Source organism: Nostoc sp. LPT (assembly GCF_017115165.1).
GTDB lineage: Bacteria > Cyanobacteriota > Cyanobacteriia > Cyanobacteriales > Nostocaceae > Nostoc.
In genome coordinates this window covers 117,047-133,386 of sequence record NZ_JABXKF010000053.1, presented here as the reverse complement: position 1 = coordinate 133,386, position 16,340 = coordinate 117,047, and the positions used below count along the sequence as shown (strand labels likewise).

15 protein-coding genes are annotated in these 16,340 nt (G+C 39.7%); 9 read left to right on the top strand and 6 right to left on the bottom strand.

The window, feature by feature from the left end; all coding sequences use genetic code 11:
* Window positions 1-36: 36 nt before the first annotated feature.
* The gene (locus tag HWQ58_RS12660; protein ID WP_012407592.1) at window positions 37-714 is read right to left on the bottom strand and encodes a response regulator transcription factor; all 678 of its coding nucleotides are present in this window, start codon (window positions 712-714) and stop codon (window positions 37-39) included.
* 609 nt (window positions 715-1,323) lie between these two features.
* Window positions 1,324-1,518, bottom strand: a complete 195-nt coding sequence (locus HWQ58_RS12655) for a hypothetical protein (protein WP_292862520.1) — start codon at window positions 1,516-1,518, stop codon at window positions 1,324-1,326.
* Between the two features lie 287 nt (window positions 1,519-1,805).
* On the opposite strand from HWQ58_RS12655, the gene groES reads away from it, so the two are divergent.
* The 3 genes from groES to HWQ58_RS12640 all read left to right on the top strand — a co-directional run bounded on the left by groES (window position 1,806) and on the right by HWQ58_RS12640 (window position 4,718).
* A complete protein-coding gene (gene groES, locus HWQ58_RS12650; protein WP_094348596.1) occupies window positions 1,806-2,117 on the top strand; it encodes a co-chaperone GroES in 312 nt (103 codons plus the stop codon).
* Window positions 2,118-2,249: 132 nt separating this feature from the next.
* Window positions 2,250-3,884, top strand: coding sequence for a chaperonin GroEL (groL, locus tag HWQ58_RS12645; protein WP_292862631.1), 1,635 nt, complete (start codon window positions 2,250-2,252; stop codon window positions 3,882-3,884).
* A 684-nt stretch (window positions 3,885-4,568) separates the two neighbouring features.
* The gene (locus HWQ58_RS12640) at window positions 4,569-4,718 is read left to right on the top strand and encodes a hypothetical protein (protein WP_366837838.1); all 150 of its coding nucleotides are present in this window, start codon (window positions 4,569-4,571) and stop codon (window positions 4,716-4,718) included.
* Between the two features lie 31 nt (window positions 4,719-4,749).
* Here HWQ58_RS12640 and HWQ58_RS12635 read toward each other — a convergent pair whose 3' ends face one another.
* Window positions 4,750-5,604 (bottom strand): ParA family protein, encoded by an 855-nt coding sequence (locus HWQ58_RS12635; RefSeq protein ID WP_292862517.1) that lies wholly within the window; start codon window positions 5,602-5,604, stop codon window positions 4,750-4,752.
* A gap of 99 nt (window positions 5,605-5,703) precedes the next feature.
* Here HWQ58_RS12635 and HWQ58_RS12630 point away from each other — a divergent pair, with 99 nt between their 5' ends.
* The 6 genes from HWQ58_RS12630 to ureC all read left to right on the top strand — a co-directional run bounded on the left by HWQ58_RS12630 (window position 5,704) and on the right by ureC (window position 10,703).
* Window positions 5,704-6,483 carry a class I SAM-dependent methyltransferase gene (locus HWQ58_RS12630; protein ID WP_292862514.1) on the top strand — a complete coding sequence of 260 codons (780 nt, stop codon included), beginning with the start codon at window positions 5,704-5,706 and terminating at the stop codon, window positions 6,481-6,483.
* 74 nt (window positions 6,484-6,557) lie between these two features.
* Window positions 6,558-7,397 carry an urease accessory protein UreD gene (locus HWQ58_RS12625; protein WP_292862511.1) on the top strand — a complete coding sequence of 280 codons (840 nt, stop codon included), beginning with the start codon at window positions 6,558-6,560 and terminating at the stop codon, window positions 7,395-7,397.
* Between the two features lie 25 nt (window positions 7,398-7,422).
* Window positions 7,423-7,725, top strand: coding sequence for an urease subunit gamma (gene ureA / locus HWQ58_RS12620; RefSeq protein WP_292862508.1), 303 nt, complete (start codon window positions 7,423-7,425; stop codon window positions 7,723-7,725).
* Window positions 7,726-7,847: 122 nt separating this feature from the next.
* Window positions 7,848-8,522: a hypothetical protein gene (locus HWQ58_RS12615; protein ID WP_292862506.1), complete on the top strand. Its 675-nt coding sequence runs from the start codon at window positions 7,848-7,850 to the stop codon at window positions 8,520-8,522.
* Between the two features lie 98 nt (window positions 8,523-8,620).
* A complete protein-coding gene (locus tag HWQ58_RS12610; protein WP_292862504.1) occupies window positions 8,621-8,926 on the top strand; it encodes an urease subunit beta in 306 nt (101 codons plus the stop codon).
* 61 nt (window positions 8,927-8,987) lie between these two features.
* On the top strand, window positions 8,988-10,703 hold the full coding sequence (gene ureC, locus HWQ58_RS12605) for an urease subunit alpha (RefSeq protein ID WP_292862501.1): 1,716 nt from the start codon (window positions 8,988-8,990) through the stop codon (window positions 10,701-10,703).
* A 185-nt stretch (window positions 10,704-10,888) separates the two neighbouring features.
* Here the strand turns inward: ureC and HWQ58_RS12600 are convergent, their stop codons facing one another.
* From HWQ58_RS12600 to HWQ58_RS12590, 3 genes are read right to left on the bottom strand one after another with little or no spacing between them, the layout of a single operon-like run.
* A complete protein-coding gene (locus tag HWQ58_RS12600; protein ID WP_292862498.1) occupies window positions 10,889-11,977 on the bottom strand; it encodes a hypothetical protein in 1,089 nt (362 codons plus the stop codon).
* 50 nt (window positions 11,978-12,027) lie between these two features.
* The gene (locus tag HWQ58_RS38430) at window positions 12,028-14,388 is read right to left on the bottom strand and encodes an AAA-like domain-containing protein (protein WP_366837834.1); all 2,361 of its coding nucleotides are present in this window, start codon (window positions 14,386-14,388) and stop codon (window positions 12,028-12,030) included.
* A complete protein-coding gene (locus tag HWQ58_RS12590) occupies window positions 14,388-15,959 on the bottom strand; it encodes an AAA-like domain-containing protein (RefSeq protein WP_292862494.1) in 1,572 nt (523 codons plus the stop codon). The genes HWQ58_RS38430 and HWQ58_RS12590 overlap by 1 nt, the downstream gene beginning before the upstream one ends.
* Window positions 15,960-16,340: the final 381 nt, after the last annotated feature.

Sequence of the window (16,340 nt, the reverse complement as noted above, 5' to 3'; positions counted from 1 at the left end):
CACTCAGCACTCAGCACTCAGCACTCGTTACTGATTTTAAGCCATTTGATTTTCAATCGCCCACCGCGCTAGTTCAGTGCGGTTGTGGAGATTGGTTTTGCCCAACATATTGGACACATGACTTTCAACCGTGCGCTGACTAACATTTAGTTCTTCAGCAATTTCCCGGTTAGCTAAACCCCTAGCGACAAACTGAACTACTTTCAGTTCGGTTGGGGTTAATTGCACATCGAAGGGAACCTGGATACGGGAACCGTTTTCGCCTCCTTTAGCTTGGTGTTCTTTCCAACGGATAGTTTGTTTCAGCGAGGATTCAACTTGCGCCACGAGTTCTTCTGGTTCAAAGGGTTTGACCATATAAACATCGGCACCTTTATTCAGACCCTTAACTCGGTCTGCACTTTGTCCCTTAGCTGAAAGGAAAAGAACCGGAATCCAGCTAGTGCGTTCGTTTTGCCGGACTTGTTCCACAAAAGTATATCCGTCCATTTCCGGCATCATCACATCGCAGATGATCATGTCTGGAACATCTTGCTCTAAAATTTCCAGAGCTTCACGTCCATTTTCAGCGGTGATGACTTCATATCCCCGGAATTCCAAGTAATCCTTCACCAGCAAGATGAGGTTAGGGTCATCATCAATCAATAGAAGTCGTTTGTGATCTTTCATGCTGGGCTCTTTCATAGCAGTGGCACTTGTCGCGCTTCGGTCCATCAAAGTCTTGAATATTTATCCTCTATGGTGGGTTATTCGAGATGTTGTCCTTTTTCCTACTTAACTTGCCTTTGCTGTCTCGAAGTCTGAAAAATGCCGAGCACTTTCAATAGACTAGTAGCTCGATAGCAAAAGTCCAGCAAGGATACGTATAGCAGTAGTATCTATAATGCGCTACTATTATATATCGCTTTGAAAGGGGCGGGGTAAAAAACACTGATTAAATAATAATCTTTCGGACTTACAAGTAAGTATTGGCTTAAAGATGACCCTACCTCAAAACCAACCCGCACTTTCTTAAAGCTTACTGCTATACCATATCCTTTGGTTGTTAAGCCTCTATGAGGTGTTCACAAGAAACTAGGGAAGTTTCTGGCAAAAGATGGATTGAAAACGCATATTCTTCAACCGCCATTATGCCTATTCAGTGTTCTCGGATAATCCGCAGGGTAACTTCCGGGTTTGCTTGGCGATACCAGACACCATCAGGGTAAACCACCATTATGAGTCTAGAACAAGAAACACGCAAGCAATTGGCTTTAGTTTTATAGACGCAAATAGAATGACTTTTGTGCGGCTCATTGAGTTTTAAATCTTTGAAGTCGCTTTTTAAGTAATCCCAGAATTCCAGACTAGCTCGTTTTGAGCAGCAATTCCCTGGTCAGCGCAAATAAAAATGTGTCGCTGAATTTTTGCAAGTCCTAAACTTTCTACACAATTACTCAGGGTCTTATATTCCAAAGATTGAGTGTTTTTGAGAATTTGATGGTTGGACTGGATCGCTGTCAGTGTATTGTTACTCATCGAGCGGCTCCCTGATTACAGTTCTATAACAATTTGCAAGCTTTGCAAATAAAGTTGACTGGGGAGTGGAGAAGAATTCTCATACCTCCCTACTCCCTACTCCCTACTCTCTTCGTAACTTACGGAACAAAACCCGCAAGGTAGAAATAATTAAGCATTTATACTTAAGTATATCTATGACCCTCTAGTTCGGGAACCCGTACTCAAGGCATTCTTGCCATTGAACGCCACTTTTCGGTAAATTAGCACTCAGGAGTTGAGAGTGCTAAACTCTGGAGAAAATAATTATGGCAGCTTTATCTCTAAGCGTTTCAACAGTTAAACCTTTAGGCGATCGCGTTTTCGTAAAAGTGAGCGCCTCTGAGGAAAAGACCGCAGGTGGTCTGTATTTGCCCGATACCGCCAAGGAAAAGCCCCAAGTAGGGGAAGTAGTGGCCCTTGGCCCTGGCAAGCGTAATGACGATGGAAACCGTCAGGAATTGGAAATTAAAGTCGGCGATAAGGTGCTGTACTCTAAGTACGCTGGCACTGACATCAAGCTCGGCACTGAAGAATATGTACTGCTTTCTGAAAAAGATATTTTAGCAGTCGTTATCTAGTGGTCATTAGTCATTGGTCATTAGTCATTAGCCAATGACAAAGGACAAATGACAAATGACGTAGACGCCCTCCGGGCGGCTTCCCGAAGGGTAAAACAAAAGACAAATGACAAAGGACAACTAACAATAATTATGGCAAAGCGCATTATCTACAACGAAAACGCCCGTCGCGCCTTGGAACGAGGCATTGACATCCTGGCTGAGGCTGTAGCTGTTACCCTTGGCCCCAAAGGTCGTAACGTAGTCCTAGAAAAGAAATTTGGCGCACCGCAAATTGTCAATGATGGTGTAACGATTGCCAAAGAAATCGAATTAGAAGACCATATTGAAAACACTGGTGTAGCTCTGATTCGTCAAGCTGCTTCTAAGACCAATGATGCTGCGGGCGATGGCACCACAACTGCTACCGTTTTAGCTCATGCGATCGTCAAAGAAGGCTTGCGGAACGTTGCTGCTGGTGCTAATGCGATTTCCCTCAAGCGTGGTATAGACAAAGCTACTGGCTTCCTCGTAGAAAAAATTGCTGAACACGCTCGCCCAGTGGAAGATTCCAAAGCCATTGCCCAAGTTGGTGCGATCTCGGCTGGTAATGATGAAGAAGTCGGTCAGATGATTGCCCAAGCAATGGACAAGGTGGGCAAAGAAGGCGTAATTTCCCTAGAAGAAGGGAAATCTATGGTCACCGAGTTAGAAATCACTGAAGGGATGCGCTTTGATAAAGGCTACATCTCTCCCTATTTCGCTACCGACGCTGAACGGATGGAAGCGGTTTTTGATGAGCCTTTCCTACTGTTGACCGATAAGAAAATCGCCTTAGTACAAGACCTAGTACCAGTGTTAGAGCAAGTAGCTCGTGCTGGTCGTCCTTTGGTGATTATCGCCGAAGATATTGAAAAAGAAGCTTTGGCAACCTTGGTAGTAAACCGTTTGCGCGGTGTACTCAACGTGGCTGCTGTTAAGGCTCCTGGTTTTGGCGATCGCCGCAAAGCACTACTAGAAGATATCGCCGTTTTAACTGGTGGTCAACTAGTTACCGAAGATGCTGGTCTGAAGCTAGACAACACCAAGCTGGATAGCCTGGGTAAAGCTCGCCGCATCACCATTACCAAGGACAGCACTACAATTGTTGCCGAAGGTAACGAAGCTGCTGTTAAGGCTCGTGTCGAACAGATTCGTCGTCAAATCGATGAAACCGAATCTTCTTACGACAAAGAGAAACTGCAAGAGCGTCTTGCTAAACTCTCTGGTGGTGTCGCTGTCGTGAAAGTGGGTGCAGCGACCGAAACCGAAATGAAAGACAAGAAGCTGCGCCTAGAAGACGCTATCAACGCCACCAAAGCTGCTGTGGAAGAAGGTATTGTTCCTGGCGGTGGTACAACTTTGGCTCATCTTGCTCCTGACTTGGAAGTTTGGGCAAAGAGCAATCTTAAGGATGAAGAGTTGATTGGTGCTTTGATTGTCGTTCGCGCCTTACCTGCACCTCTGAAGCGGATTGCTGAAAACGCCGGTCAGAATGGTGCTGTGATCGCTGAACGCGTAAAAGAGAAAGAATTTAGTGTTGGCTACAACGCTGCAACAAACGAATTCGTCGATTTGTTAGCTGCTGGTATTGTTGACCCTGCGAAAGTGACTCGTTCTGCTCTGCAAAACGCTGCTTCTATCGCTGGTATGGTGTTGACAACCGAATGTATTATAGTTGACAAGCCTGAGCCTAAAGATAGTGCTCCTGCTGGCGCTGGCGCTGGTGGCGGAGACTTCGATTACTAATACTTTGTAGTTCGTTATTTGTAAAAACAGCTGCTTCCTGGTGGAGGCGGCTGTTTTTTTGTTTGAATCACCTTGCCTTTGGTGAAGCTGTTGCCGGAGGCTAGGACATAAAGGGCGCAAAAATAGTAGTACAAATATTCTGCTAATAAATAAACAGTATAAAAATAACAGTTATAATATGAATATTTAATGACATTCACCATGAATTACATTTTAGAAACACAAGCAAGTTATGCTAGGAAAAATATCGAGCAAAGACTAGAAGATTTTAGTGATGCAGTTGATAATGATAAAAGCCTAAGTTCGTATATACGAGATCAGCTTGGGTATTTGAGATATAGTGATGCTTGTGAATTAACATCTATTACAAGTAAATTTAGACAACAATTATCAATAAGTCCCTATATACATCCCGAAGTGGAAAGAACAATACGATTGTTAGACTACTCTATCCAACATTGGGTAAGATTCTTGGATGTTGACACCTTATTTTTATACAATCTTACTAAGTTTTAACAACTTATTTATTACTGTTTTTGCTCTGTAAAAGTAGCTGCTTTTCTCAAATATTAGCTGCTTTTTATAATTTTTCTATACTCAAGTAATTTCTTTTGCGTAGTTCGTTTATAGTAGCAAGATTCAACACTATTTTTAGTTAATCCTTCACTGTTACCTTTAGCAAGATTGACTCGAACTGACTCGCCGCAAACTTTACTGGCACAAGTGGCTGAACAAGTCGCTACAATTCCAGATAGGGAGGAGCGACAAAATATCGTGGATCGTGTAGAAATTCTGGCAGGTTTGTGGTTTGACAAGGGTTTGGTTCGTCAATAATAAGTTTGTAATTTGTGATATATCCATTTATTTACTTAACTCTCTGAATTACTTCTTGAGCGAAATCTTTTAAAGAGTCATACAAATCACCATATTTTTGCTTATATGTCAACTTATCTTCAAAATCTAAATTTTTGGCTAATTGTGCTCTTTCAGCAATTTTAGTTCTAAATATTGATGGAAACTCAGAGCTAGTCATAATCAACTCAATCAATTGATTTTCATTAGCTCTAGATACATTAAATCTAGAGATTAAAGTTCCTAAAGATTTTAAGTTATGCCCATTTTCATTATTAAACTTTTCAATATGTCTTAGGATTAATCTTAATCCACCAATTGACATACGGTTAGGTGTGCAAGGCAAAATACAAAAATTACTTGCTAAAAATGCACTTTTAATTGTTTTGTTAATTGTTGGTGGGCAATCAATCAAAACATAATCGTATTTTTTGGATAAACTGTTTATCAATTCTTTGAGTAAATCAATCGGTTTTAATCCTAGATTATAATAAAATCCTTCAGGTAATTCTTCTTGAATTTCAAATAGTATAGGGCTGCTAGGTATAAGGTGTAAAGATTGGAATTTAGCTTTTATATTAGAAATATCTCGTTTAGCTATAAAGTCTTCGTTTTTAAGATGATCTAGAAAATCTTTAGGTTGTTTAAATAAATAAGGTAAAGTCAACTTATTCCTTTCAAATTGGCTAAACCACATATCTTCTGACATTAAAATATTCGTTAAATTACACTGAGGATCAAGATCAATAACTAGCACTCGTTTACCATACATAGTATCTCCTGCTAAATATTCTGCTAATGCCATGACGATGGTAGTTTTGCCAACTCCACCCTTAAGGTTGCAAATGCTTATCACTTTAGCTGTCATAATTTCTGGTAGATTGACTCATTTCATGAGCTACATCTCTATGTTTCCCTGAAAATATTGCCAACTAACAGATTAATTTCTACTTCTACATAAAAACCCATGAGCGAAATGAATTCTGGAACAATCCCTTTACATACCTTAAACCCACTCAACCGATTTTCTGACAGAGCAGAGGATTATGTAAAATATCGACCAAGTTACCCCGCAGATGCAATTGATATTATCTTGGAAGGATTAGATGAAAATTCACAACTCGTAGCAGCAGATATTGGTGCAGGTACAGGAATTGCTTCAAGATTGTTAGCTGAACGCGGAGTTAATGTCATCGCTATAGAACCGAATGCAGCAATGCGAGAAGCTGCCCAACCATATCCTTTGATAGAGTTTCGTAATGGAACAGCCGAATTTACCCAACTACCTGATAATTTAGTTGATTTAGTTACTTGTTTTCAAGCTTTCCACTGGTTCAATCCCGAATCAACTTTATTGGAATTTCACCGCATTTTAAAACCATCAGCACGTTTGGCTGTGGTGTGGAATAATCGCGATCGAGAAGATGCTTTAACTACAGAATATAGCCGAATAGTCCGCGAAGCATCTAATAATCACCCAGCAGAATCTCGAATGCAATCGGTAGAGCCACTATTAGTAACTCCCCATTTTCTTAATATCCGTGAATATAATTTTACTTATAGGCAACAGTTAGATTTAACTGGACTTATTGGACGAGCAATGAGTGTTTCTTACCTCCCTCGTGAAGGTTGGGCATACGAACAGCTTATTGATAATTTTCAAGAATTATATCAGCGCTTTCGTGATGAAAACGGTTTTGTCTATATGGTCTATCGCACTAGCGTACACCTTGGTCAAAAACAATGATAAATTGCAAGTAAAGTAGCAGAGAATGCATTAAATAAATATAAGGTCTCTGAACTTTAATCTTCAATTTATAAATGATCTACAATCCGCAAATATCAGAAGGTTGGCATGGCAAACTTAATTTAGTCTATGCCGATCGCCAGGGTAAAACCCAATTAATTTACAATCACCAACAAGCGCCCCTGAAGGTACAACGCCCATTTTACCCAGAAGGGGAAAAAGTTTGTCATAGCGTAATTTTACATACAGCCGGGGGAATGGTGGGAGGCGATCGCTTATCCTCCAACATCCACCTCCAACCCCAAGCCCAAGCCTTAATCACTACAGCTGCTGCAAGCAAGATATACCGCAGCAATGGCTTACAAGCTAGACAAACTATCCAAATGCAAGTTGATGCTGGTGCTTGTTTAGAGTGGTTGCCGCAAGAGACAATTTTATTTAACGACGCGATTTATCGGCAAGATTTACGGATAGAATTAGCAACCGAGGCCAGTTGGTTAGGCTGGGAAATTACCCGATTTGGTCGCAGTGCTAGAGGAGAAAAATTCTTACAAGGGGAATGGCGATCGCACACCGAAATTTGGCAACAAGGTATTCCCTTATGGATCGATCGGCAATGGTTACGGGGTAGCGAAGAAACTTTTCACAGTCCCCACGGCTTGGCAGGAAAACCAATCGTAGGTAGTCTAGTTTGGGTTGGTGGTGCAGTTTCCGCAGAAATTGTCGAAAAAACGCGAAATTTATGGCATGGAGAAGGAGAAGCAGGTGTTACCAGATTACAACATGCATTATTGTGTCGATATCGCGGTGTTTCTACATCTGAGGTGAGAAACTGGTTTATTGATGTTTGGCAGTTGCTGCGAGTTTCTTTTTTGAATCGTGGTAATTGTATACCAAGAGTGTGGCAGGTTTGAACGAACCACAGAGGAGGAAGTACGAATGCAACTTACGCCGCAGGAAAAAGATAAGCTATTGATTTTTACAGCTGCTTTATTAGCAGAAAGACGTAAAGGAAGGGGTTTGAAACTGAATTATCCTGAAGCGATCGCTTATATTTCTGCTGCCATTTTAGAAGGTGCAAGAGATGGGCAAACTGTAGCTGAATTGATGAGTTATGGCACAACTCTCTTAACGCGGGATGATGTCATGGAAGGGATACCAGAAATGGTGCATGAAGTGCAAGTTGAAGCAACTTTTCCTGATGGTACAAAGTTAGTGACAGTACATAATCCAATTCATTAAATTTACTTCATGCTGTGTTACTTTTAAGACGAAAGTCTTTTATAGACATTGATTAATTTCAAGTATATAATTTAACACATTGTCAGAAGTGTACTGCTTGACTATCATCAAGCATAAAGGTAATGAATACAGGAAATACTGGCTTTACAGCAACTATTATAACCACTGCCATAACTACTGCCTTTGCCGTTGTAGCCGGAATAGTTAATCACATTATGTCTGGGAACAGAGACAGAGAAAATCAGCAGACAACTGCATCGTTAAAATATACTGAGCAGCAGCTAGAAGAATTATATGGTCCGCTTGCTTTTCTGATCTGGGAAGGTAGACGTACCTATACAGATTTAGCAGAAAAGTTAAGAGAAATGCGTGGTCAAAAACGTATCTTAGAATCTATTCAAGTAGGAGAAAAAAATGGTTATACAATTTTCCCCTTCAAAAACGAAGCAGAAATTAAATTATGGATTTTTTGGATAGAAAAAGATGCTTTTCCCCGCCATGAAAAAATTAAAGAGCTTTTGATGACAAAGACACACTTAATCGAAGGCGAAATACTACCAGAAAGTTATCTAAAATTTTTGGATTATCATAATTCTTGGAAAATGGAACATCTGCGGTGGCAAGAACAGCAAATTGAATATTTATGGAAATCAAAATTTGACTTTCCATTCCAATTTGAAGATGATATTCTTAAAACTTTTAAAAACCTTAAACGTCAACAAGCAAGCTTTTTAAAAGTTAATCATGACTTACGCAAGAATACTGTTAAACTTACACAAAAATATTCAAAAACATGAATTTATTGAACCGCCAACGCGGAGCGTCTCGAAGAGAAGAACATCAAGAATTCATAGAGTGTGCATAAGTCTTACTTAAATGAAATATTGGATTGAACATGATACCAGGAGAAATCATTACACCAGCAGGTGAAATTGAACTAAATGTTGGTCGTCCAACTGTAAAATTGCAAGTGTCAAATACAGGCGATCGCCCCATACAAGTAGGTTCCCACTATCACTTTTATGAAGTCAACACCGCCTTAAACTTTGACAGAGAACAAGCGCGAGGAATGCGCCTGGATATCCCCGCAGGAACCGCAGTCCGCTTTGAACCAGGCGACGAAAAAGAAATAACATTAGTCCCCCTCGCTGGTATTCGCCAAGTCTACGGCTTCAACGCCCAAATTAACGGAAACCTCTAAAAACCTCCGCATAACTCTGCGCTAACCTCTGCGTCCCTTTGCGTTTAAAAAAGGATTTTATATGCCTTACAGAATGGATCGCCGCGCCTACGCCGAAACCTACGGCCCAACAGTAGGCGATCGCATCCGACTTGCAGACACAGAATTATTTATTGAAGTTGAACAAGATTTCACTACCTACGGCGATGAAGTGAAATTTGGCGGCGGTAAAGTTATTCGAGATGGAATGGGACAATCCCCCATTTCTAATGCTGATGGCGCTGTAGATTTAGTAATTACTAATGCTTTAATCCTTGATTGGTGGGGTATTGTCAAAGCAGATATCGGGATTAAAGATGGCAAGATTTTCAAAATTGGTAAAGCTGGAAATCCTTATATTCAAAATAATGTAGATATTATTATTGGGCCGGGAACCGAAGCCTTAGCAGGGGAAGGCATGATTCTCACTGCTGGTGGTATCGATGCCCATATCCATTTTATTTGTCCCCAACAAATTGAAGTGGCGATCGCTTCCGGTATTACCACTATGATCGGCGGCGGTACTGGCCCAGCTACGGGTACAAACGCCACTACCTGCACTCCCGGCCCTTGGAATATTTACCGAATGCTGCAAGCTGCTGATGCTTTTCCTGTCAACTTAGGATTTTTGGGTAAAGGTAACGCCAGTCAACCCCAAGGACTTGTAGAACAAGTAGCCGCCGGTGCAATGGGGTTAAAACTCCATGAAGACTGGGGAACCACACCCGCAGCAATTGATACTTGCCTCAGTGTTGCCGATGAATATGACGTCCAAGTAGCGATTCATACTGATACCCTGAATGAAGCCGGATTTGTTGAAGATACGATCGCTGCTTTCAAGAATCGTACTATTCACACCTACCATACTGAAGGTGCAGGCGGAGGACACGCACCAGATATTATCAAAGTTTGCAGCCAAGCCAATGTTCTGCCATCTTCCACTAACCCCACACGTCCTTATACTCTCAACACCTTAGACGAACACCTGGATATGTTGATGGTATGCCATCACCTCGACCCAGCGATCGCCGAAGATGTTGCCTTTGCGGAGTCTCGCATCCGCCGGGAAACCATTGCTGCTGAAGACATTTTGCACGACTTAGGCGCATTTAGCATGATTTCTTCCGATTCCCAGGCAATGGGACGAGTAGGCGAAGTGATAATTCGTACTTGGCAGACATCTCACAAAATGAAGGTGCAACGGGGAACTCTTAGCCCACAAGGAACAGAGCAAAAAGCAGATAACTTTCGTGCAAAAAGATATGTTGCTAAGTATACGATTAACCCAGCGATCGCTCACGGAATTGCTGAATATGTGGGTTCAGTGGAAGAGGGAAAATTAGCAGATTTATGTTTGTGGCGTCCTGCATTTTTTGGCGTGAAACCAGAGATAGTGATTAAAGGCGGGATGATTGCATGGTCGCAAATGGGCGATGCTAACGCCAGTATTCCCACACCCCAACCAGTGTATATGCGACCGATGTTTGGTAGTTTTGCAGGCGCACGTCATGCTACATCATTAACTTTTGTTTCCCAAGCAGCTTTAGAGAAAGAAATTCCTACCCAGCTAGGTTTACAAAAAGCAGCAGTTGCAGTTTCTGGGACACGCCAATTAAGTAAGCGAGATATGAAGCTGAATGATGCACTACCCCACATTGAAGTTGATCCAGAAACATACCAAGTTAGGGCAGATGGTGAGTTGCTAATTTGTGAACCTGCGACAGTTTTGCCAATGGCACAGAGGTACTTTTTGTTCTAATTCATCACTAATTTAACAGAAATTAACACTTATTCAGTGTAAATTATGTGATTGGAAAGATCGCTATTTTTGCTACTGTAGAATTACAGGAAGTTTTAGATAGTATTGCCTTTGAAAAATGAGTGATACTGCTTTTTACGGTTCTTGTGTATCGTATCGTGTTTTTTGGAAAAGTAATACATACCCTATTCAGGCTTTGTTCTCAAAATCAGATTATCGTAAAATACGGCAACACCATCTTTATTGTCTTGCATTGAAATAAATCCAGCTTGTCCAGAGTTGTAAGAACTATCTTCCAACATCCCAACTCTTTGATAATTAATCCAGCCGATTACTTTTTTGCCATTACAGACTATTCTCAATATATTTCGCTCATTACCTTGATGAATTGCAGTAGAATTATGCCATTCTACTAAATTTTGCCAACTATTAATTTTTGAATATTTTCCCATAGCAAATTTTCCATTTCCTTTTATCAATAAATAATAAAAGTTGTTTTTATTATTGTATCTCGCAATTATACCAAATGGTAAATCATCAGAGCCATCTACTTTATTAGTACCTGCTGATAATTCCAAATCTTTTAAAGAGTACTTCTCATAAATAATTCCTGAAAATCCATCAAGAGTGATTGCTTTTTCTCCAAGCTGGATTGTTTTTAGTCTATTAAGATACCACTCATATCTATTACTATTAAAATATTTTCGAGTACCATCACTACCAGTTTTAGCTCTTAATAAACTTGCAAAATATTCAGTTATAATTATTTTTTGAGGTATATTACTTTCTCGTTTAGCCAAATTTTTGTATTGTTCAAATTTAATTTTTACATTGCTTCTTGTTATATCCTCAAGAGTCCAAATTGATTGAAATGTTAAACTTTCTTTAAGTAAAGTTTTCGGAAAAAATTCAAATTCTTTAATATAACTTTCCCAGTTCCAATAGGCAGTTAATGCTATTATCAATAAGCTAGCAAAAATAAAATAATAAATTTTAGATAAATAAGAATACTGCTTCATGTATTTGAGTGCCTGAATTAGTCCTAAAGCTCCACCTATAAACAAACCTAATACGAACCACCCTACTGCTGGTTGATCTATGCCAATCCATTTAATTGGATACACGATTAAGTCAATTATAATGATAAAACTTTTACCAATATAAGCAAATACATTACGAGACAAATATATAATAAAGACCAGAAAAAATATAAATATTACAAATTTTATCAATTCAAATATTGTAAGATAGTATGTATTTGCTGTTGGTTTCATATTTTAAATACTTAAATAAAGTTATCTTAATTTACTTTTTTAAATTATATTCAATTAATACAAATTAATACAATTAGGATGATACCTATACTTATAATAAAACCAAATATCGTATACACGATATTTATTTCAGTTGGCAAGAAAAAAAACCAATTATTATTTAATCCTACTGTTAAGTAATTGCCTAAAATTATACGGATTAAATATAGCCCTAATCCCGTGCAAATTCCCATACCCGCAGTTAATCTGATGATAATATCCCACCTGAGAGATTTCCTAAAGTAAACAGGTAGTTCATATTCGCCAATAGTGGTTTTAAAAAAAATCACATCTTCATACTTCTTTGCTTCCAAAGATTTTATATCAAGAATTAAATTGAAATCTATAGTTGTTGCTTCAAAACTAGAAGGTACTACTTTAAGTTGAGTAATATTGTTTGAAGTAGTACCTTTAATTCTCCCACCAATTCTTCCTGTAGAAGTTATACAAATTACATGAAATGAAGTTAAAATACGAGAATTTCTACTATTAGATATATCTCCAATATCTAATTTGCTAGGTTCTATACGAACTTCGATTGTTTTAACTGTGTACCTTATAGGAATCTGATAGGGGTCACTAATGCCTACTAATTGAATCTCTATATAACCCTCGTAATTACCGGGTTTAACCACAAGTACATCTAACTCAAAAGAGAATATTTTAGTTGAAGAATCAAAATTTGGTTGTAAGATCACACCTGGAAGATAAGGTATTGCCTTCGCAATACCCCATGCGAATCCACGACCATTATTGCCAATTTGCAATTCCATTCTTGTTTGATATCCAACTGGAAGGTCACCAAAGTCTAGCTTATTAGGTTGAGTAAAAATTTTTGGATAGGCATTTATCCCAATATCTTTACACAAGTTCCGGACAAATATCTCGAAACCTTTACACATATCTCCGTTGTAATCAGAGACAATCTTACGTGACATATTTGCTAAATATGTCTTTCCTTGCCCTACTAACCAAGTTTCGAGATATCCATTGAGCAAATAGTCTTGTGCCTCTTCAGGATACTTTTCACATACAGTAATTAATTCAAGTACTGAGGATGCTTCTCCATGTTTAAACTTGAAGGTGTGTGACTTTAAAGCATCCTCGAATTCTCGTCTTTCAAGCTCTAAACTGGCATTTAAAAACTGATTATCCTCATTGCTCAAACTTTTGTTGGTAGACCAATCTTGAGCGTTTCTTAATGCTTGTCCACGCAATAGCCATGATTCATCTTTCTGCGAACCTATCCATGCTGACAGAGCCTGACCATAGGGTCGTAAACTTGCTAATATTTTGTCAATCCAGTTTTGATTAAAAACATAACTATAAATGCGATTATAAACCTTTAAATTACCTTGCTGCTCTACAACTAAACCAGATAGTCGTAGTTCTATCTGGTCATAACTATCATCAACTGGTATTTCTCCATATTGCCAAATTTGTTGATATAGTCCCAATAGTCTTCCCGCACGCTGTTGATCTCTGAGAAGACGATTGTGTATAGTCTTCAAATGCTCCGGCTCATCGTGAGATTCCCAATTGTCAATGATGCGCGATCGCAACAACTCTTCTACTTCCGATACATCCACTATGTCTGGAATAAGTTGACAAAGCTTCTGGGTGAGAAATGGTTGACCACCCGTCCAATCCAAGACCTCTTGCAGCACTGCTTGTGGATTATTGACTTTTCCCACTAATCCCTTAGCTAAAGGCTGGACTTCATGCAATTCAAAACCTTTTAATTCAATTGCTTGACCTATATTAAACGGTGTACGCTTTTTATCTTTAATCAAATCCGAGGGAGTAGCTACTCCCAACAGACAAAATGTAAGGCGTTTGTATGCTGGTTTATCAACACGCTGGTTATAGCAGAACCTGAGCCAAGCAAAAAAGTCGTCAGTCGAAAAATTCAGGCTGAGAACACTGTCAATTTCATCAATAAAAATAACAATAGATTGAGAAACTTCAAGCAACAGAACTTGCTCGATAAATTCACTTAATCGCTGTAATGAAGAAAGCTCATCCTGATCGCGCCACCAACTCCGTAAATTAAACTTTCCTGAAAGCTCAAAACTACTCACTAAACTACGTACTACACCTGTATACCAGTTATCTGGTGTAATATTCTGGCTACCAATTCCAGTCAAGTCAATCGCAGCACAGGCAATACCCTCTACTTTCAAGCGTTGCATAATTTGCACTCGCAAACTAGACTTGCCCATCTGTCGTGAATTTAGAACATAACAAAATTCTCTAGCCTTCAATGTCTCATACAAATCTGTATCTGCTTGTCGCACTACATAACTGGGGGCATCAACTGGTAAACTGCCACCAACTTGATATTCATAAGCTGGGTTTTGTTCTATGTTCATCAGCTAACTCTCAGGCGATCGCGAAAATATTGACGATATAAATCACAACGCGGCGTTACATCATTTCCTTGCTGTTGTAATAAGCCCATGCTGAGTAATTTAAAGCATTGTATCGAATCCAACCGAACTGGGCTAGTATTGGCAACGACCTTTTTGATGGCAGCAGCTAATTCTGGACGCTGTTCTAAATTCCACAAATGCCGACGTAAATGGTCGCTATAAGGGCCAGCTTCTGTGGGGGCTGTTTGCAAAAGCAGATTGAGCGTAGTATCCTGTTTGGCAATGTGATAAAGCGCCACTCGTACAAGATAGGGATGTCCTCCCACCATTGCCATTAGTTGTTCAGCTTGGGTAAAACTCCAATTGAGTCCATGCCTTTGTGCCAAATCAAGAACCTGTTGGGCGTTAAACTCTGGTAACTCAATTGGCAAGCCTACATTAAATGGCGATTGATTGATATTCATTGGAATATAAACTTCTGTGGAATGCACTACTACCAACCGCAGTTTTTTCCAAATATCCCGGTTTTTAGCATCTTCATGCCAAACGCGTAACAGCCCAAAAAAGTCATTAGCAATTTCACGATATTGGAATACACAATCAACTTCATCCAATCCCAAAACTAGCGGTTGGTTGATTTCTGGCAATAGATATTCCTCGAAATAAGCGGTGCAATTATCCTTACTGCCATAAATATCATCCCAGTAATCTGCTAACTTGTTGGGTAGCCTCAACCTCCGTCCGATACTGGCACAAAACCACTGAAGGAACTTATTCAAATCTGCAAAAACCTTTCCATCTGCCAATTGAAAGCTCAAAGGCACGGTTAGATAATCTTGTTGTGACGCTTGATAAAGAATCCGCGCCATGAGTGAGGTTTTACCCATCTGCCGGGGTGCTTTGATCCGAATCAAAGATCCTGGCTTCCAAATTGCCTCGTAGCAGCGAGATTCGATGGGAAGACGCTCAATATAAAACGCTGAAGCCAAATCCACCTGTCCTTCAGGTAATTCTGGTTCTGCCACTGGCAGAGGCGGTGAGAGAGTAAGAGGGTGAGAGGGTGATGAAGGGAAAAAATCACTACTCGTCTCTCCATCTGCCAATCTTTCTACATCACCGGTTGCCACTAAACTAAAAATTTCCTGTAAAATTTTGGGAGTATCGGCAGGTGAATTCCACTCTCGCTGCTGAACCTGTTGTAAGTAGCCCCGCAAATCATAATTCAGTGGCGCACTCCAAGGGAAGTTAACGCGAATGGGCAAAATCATTGGTTTATGCCGATCGCTGCTATCCCGTAACTCTTTGGCCTGTCTCACCTCTTCTGTCACCATTTCGCTAGTTGCCGATCGCTCAGATAACAGCAACAAAAAGTAATCACACAGTTTTAATTCTTTATCAATGCGCTGAGGCCATTTTTCCCCTAAGCGAATACTCTCACCCGCCATGAACGCTTCATGCCCAGCACCTTTAAGAGCTTCATAAAAATTATGGGCAAGGCTCAAATCTGGATCTTGACTGCGATAGCTGATGAAAAATCTGGCATTTTTGCTGGCTGCTGGCAAAGTTGGCATAGTCGGATCAATATCCAGAAATTTTGACAAATTTGACTATATTTTCTTGCAATGTACAGCATCAAAGCTGATCTTTACTTTTTTTACAGGTAACTCGTTAGTAGCCGATATCTGACCTACTGATATATCTATTGACTAAACTGATACCAAAATCGTGTCGCTATCCTCTGTATTCAGTTCTATAAATTTACGAGCCATAATTCAATTAGCTTGTGGCTATCTGCTAGAAAGGTAAGTAAAGTAGTTTTTAAAACACATTTATATAAACTTCTTGGTAAACAATTTTTATTCGGAGGAAGTTTATCTAAAGGGAATACCTAGAAAACTATACCAATAAACCAGTTTCGCTAAAAATTTACTTTTTTCCCATACCTTGCATCT

Bases quoted from the DNA above. Each gene is read 5' to 3' on its own strand.
- HWQ58_RS12590 (WP_292862494.1), bottom strand. From the start codon at position 15,959: ATGCCAACTTTGCCAGCAGCCAGCAAAAATGCCAGATTTTTCATCAGC.
- HWQ58_RS12635 (WP_292862517.1), bottom strand. From the start codon at position 5,604: ATGACAGCTAAAGTGATAAGCATTTGCAACCTTAAGGGTGGAGTTGGC.
- ureA (WP_292862508.1), top strand. From the start codon at position 7,423: ATGCAACTTACGCCGCAGGAAAAAGATAAGCTATTGATTTTTACAGCT.
- HWQ58_RS12610 (WP_292862504.1), top strand. From the start codon at position 8,621: ATGATACCAGGAGAAATCATTACACCAGCAGGTGAAATTGAACTAAAT.
- groES (WP_094348596.1), top strand. From the start codon at position 1,806: ATGGCAGCTTTATCTCTAAGCGTTTCAACAGTTAAACCTTTAGGCGAT.
- HWQ58_RS12630 (WP_292862514.1), top strand. From the start codon at position 5,704: ATGAGCGAAATGAATTCTGGAACAATCCCTTTACATACCTTAAACCCA.
- HWQ58_RS12625 (WP_292862511.1), top strand. From the start codon at position 6,558: ATGATCTACAATCCGCAAATATCAGAAGGTTGGCATGGCAAACTTAAT.
- groL (WP_292862631.1), top strand. From the start codon at position 2,250: ATGGCAAAGCGCATTATCTACAACGAAAACGCCCGTCGCGCCTTGGAA.
- HWQ58_RS12655 (WP_292862520.1), bottom strand. From the start codon at position 1,518: ATGAGTAACAATACACTGACAGCGATCCAGTCCAACCATCAAATTCTC.
- HWQ58_RS38430 (WP_366837834.1), bottom strand. From the start codon at position 14,388: ATGAACATAGAACAAAACCCAGCTTATGAATATCAAGTTGGTGGCAGT.
- HWQ58_RS12660 (WP_012407592.1), bottom strand. From the start codon at position 714: ATGGACCGAAGCGCGACAAGTGCCACTGCTATGAAAGAGCCCAGCATG.
- HWQ58_RS12600 (WP_292862498.1), bottom strand. From the start codon at position 11,977: ATGAAACCAACAGCAAATACATACTATCTTACAATATTTGAATTGATA.
- HWQ58_RS12615 (WP_292862506.1), top strand. From the start codon at position 7,848: ATGAATACAGGAAATACTGGCTTTACAGCAACTATTATAACCACTGCC.
- ureC (WP_292862501.1), top strand. From the start codon at position 8,988: ATGCCTTACAGAATGGATCGCCGCGCCTACGCCGAAACCTACGGCCCA.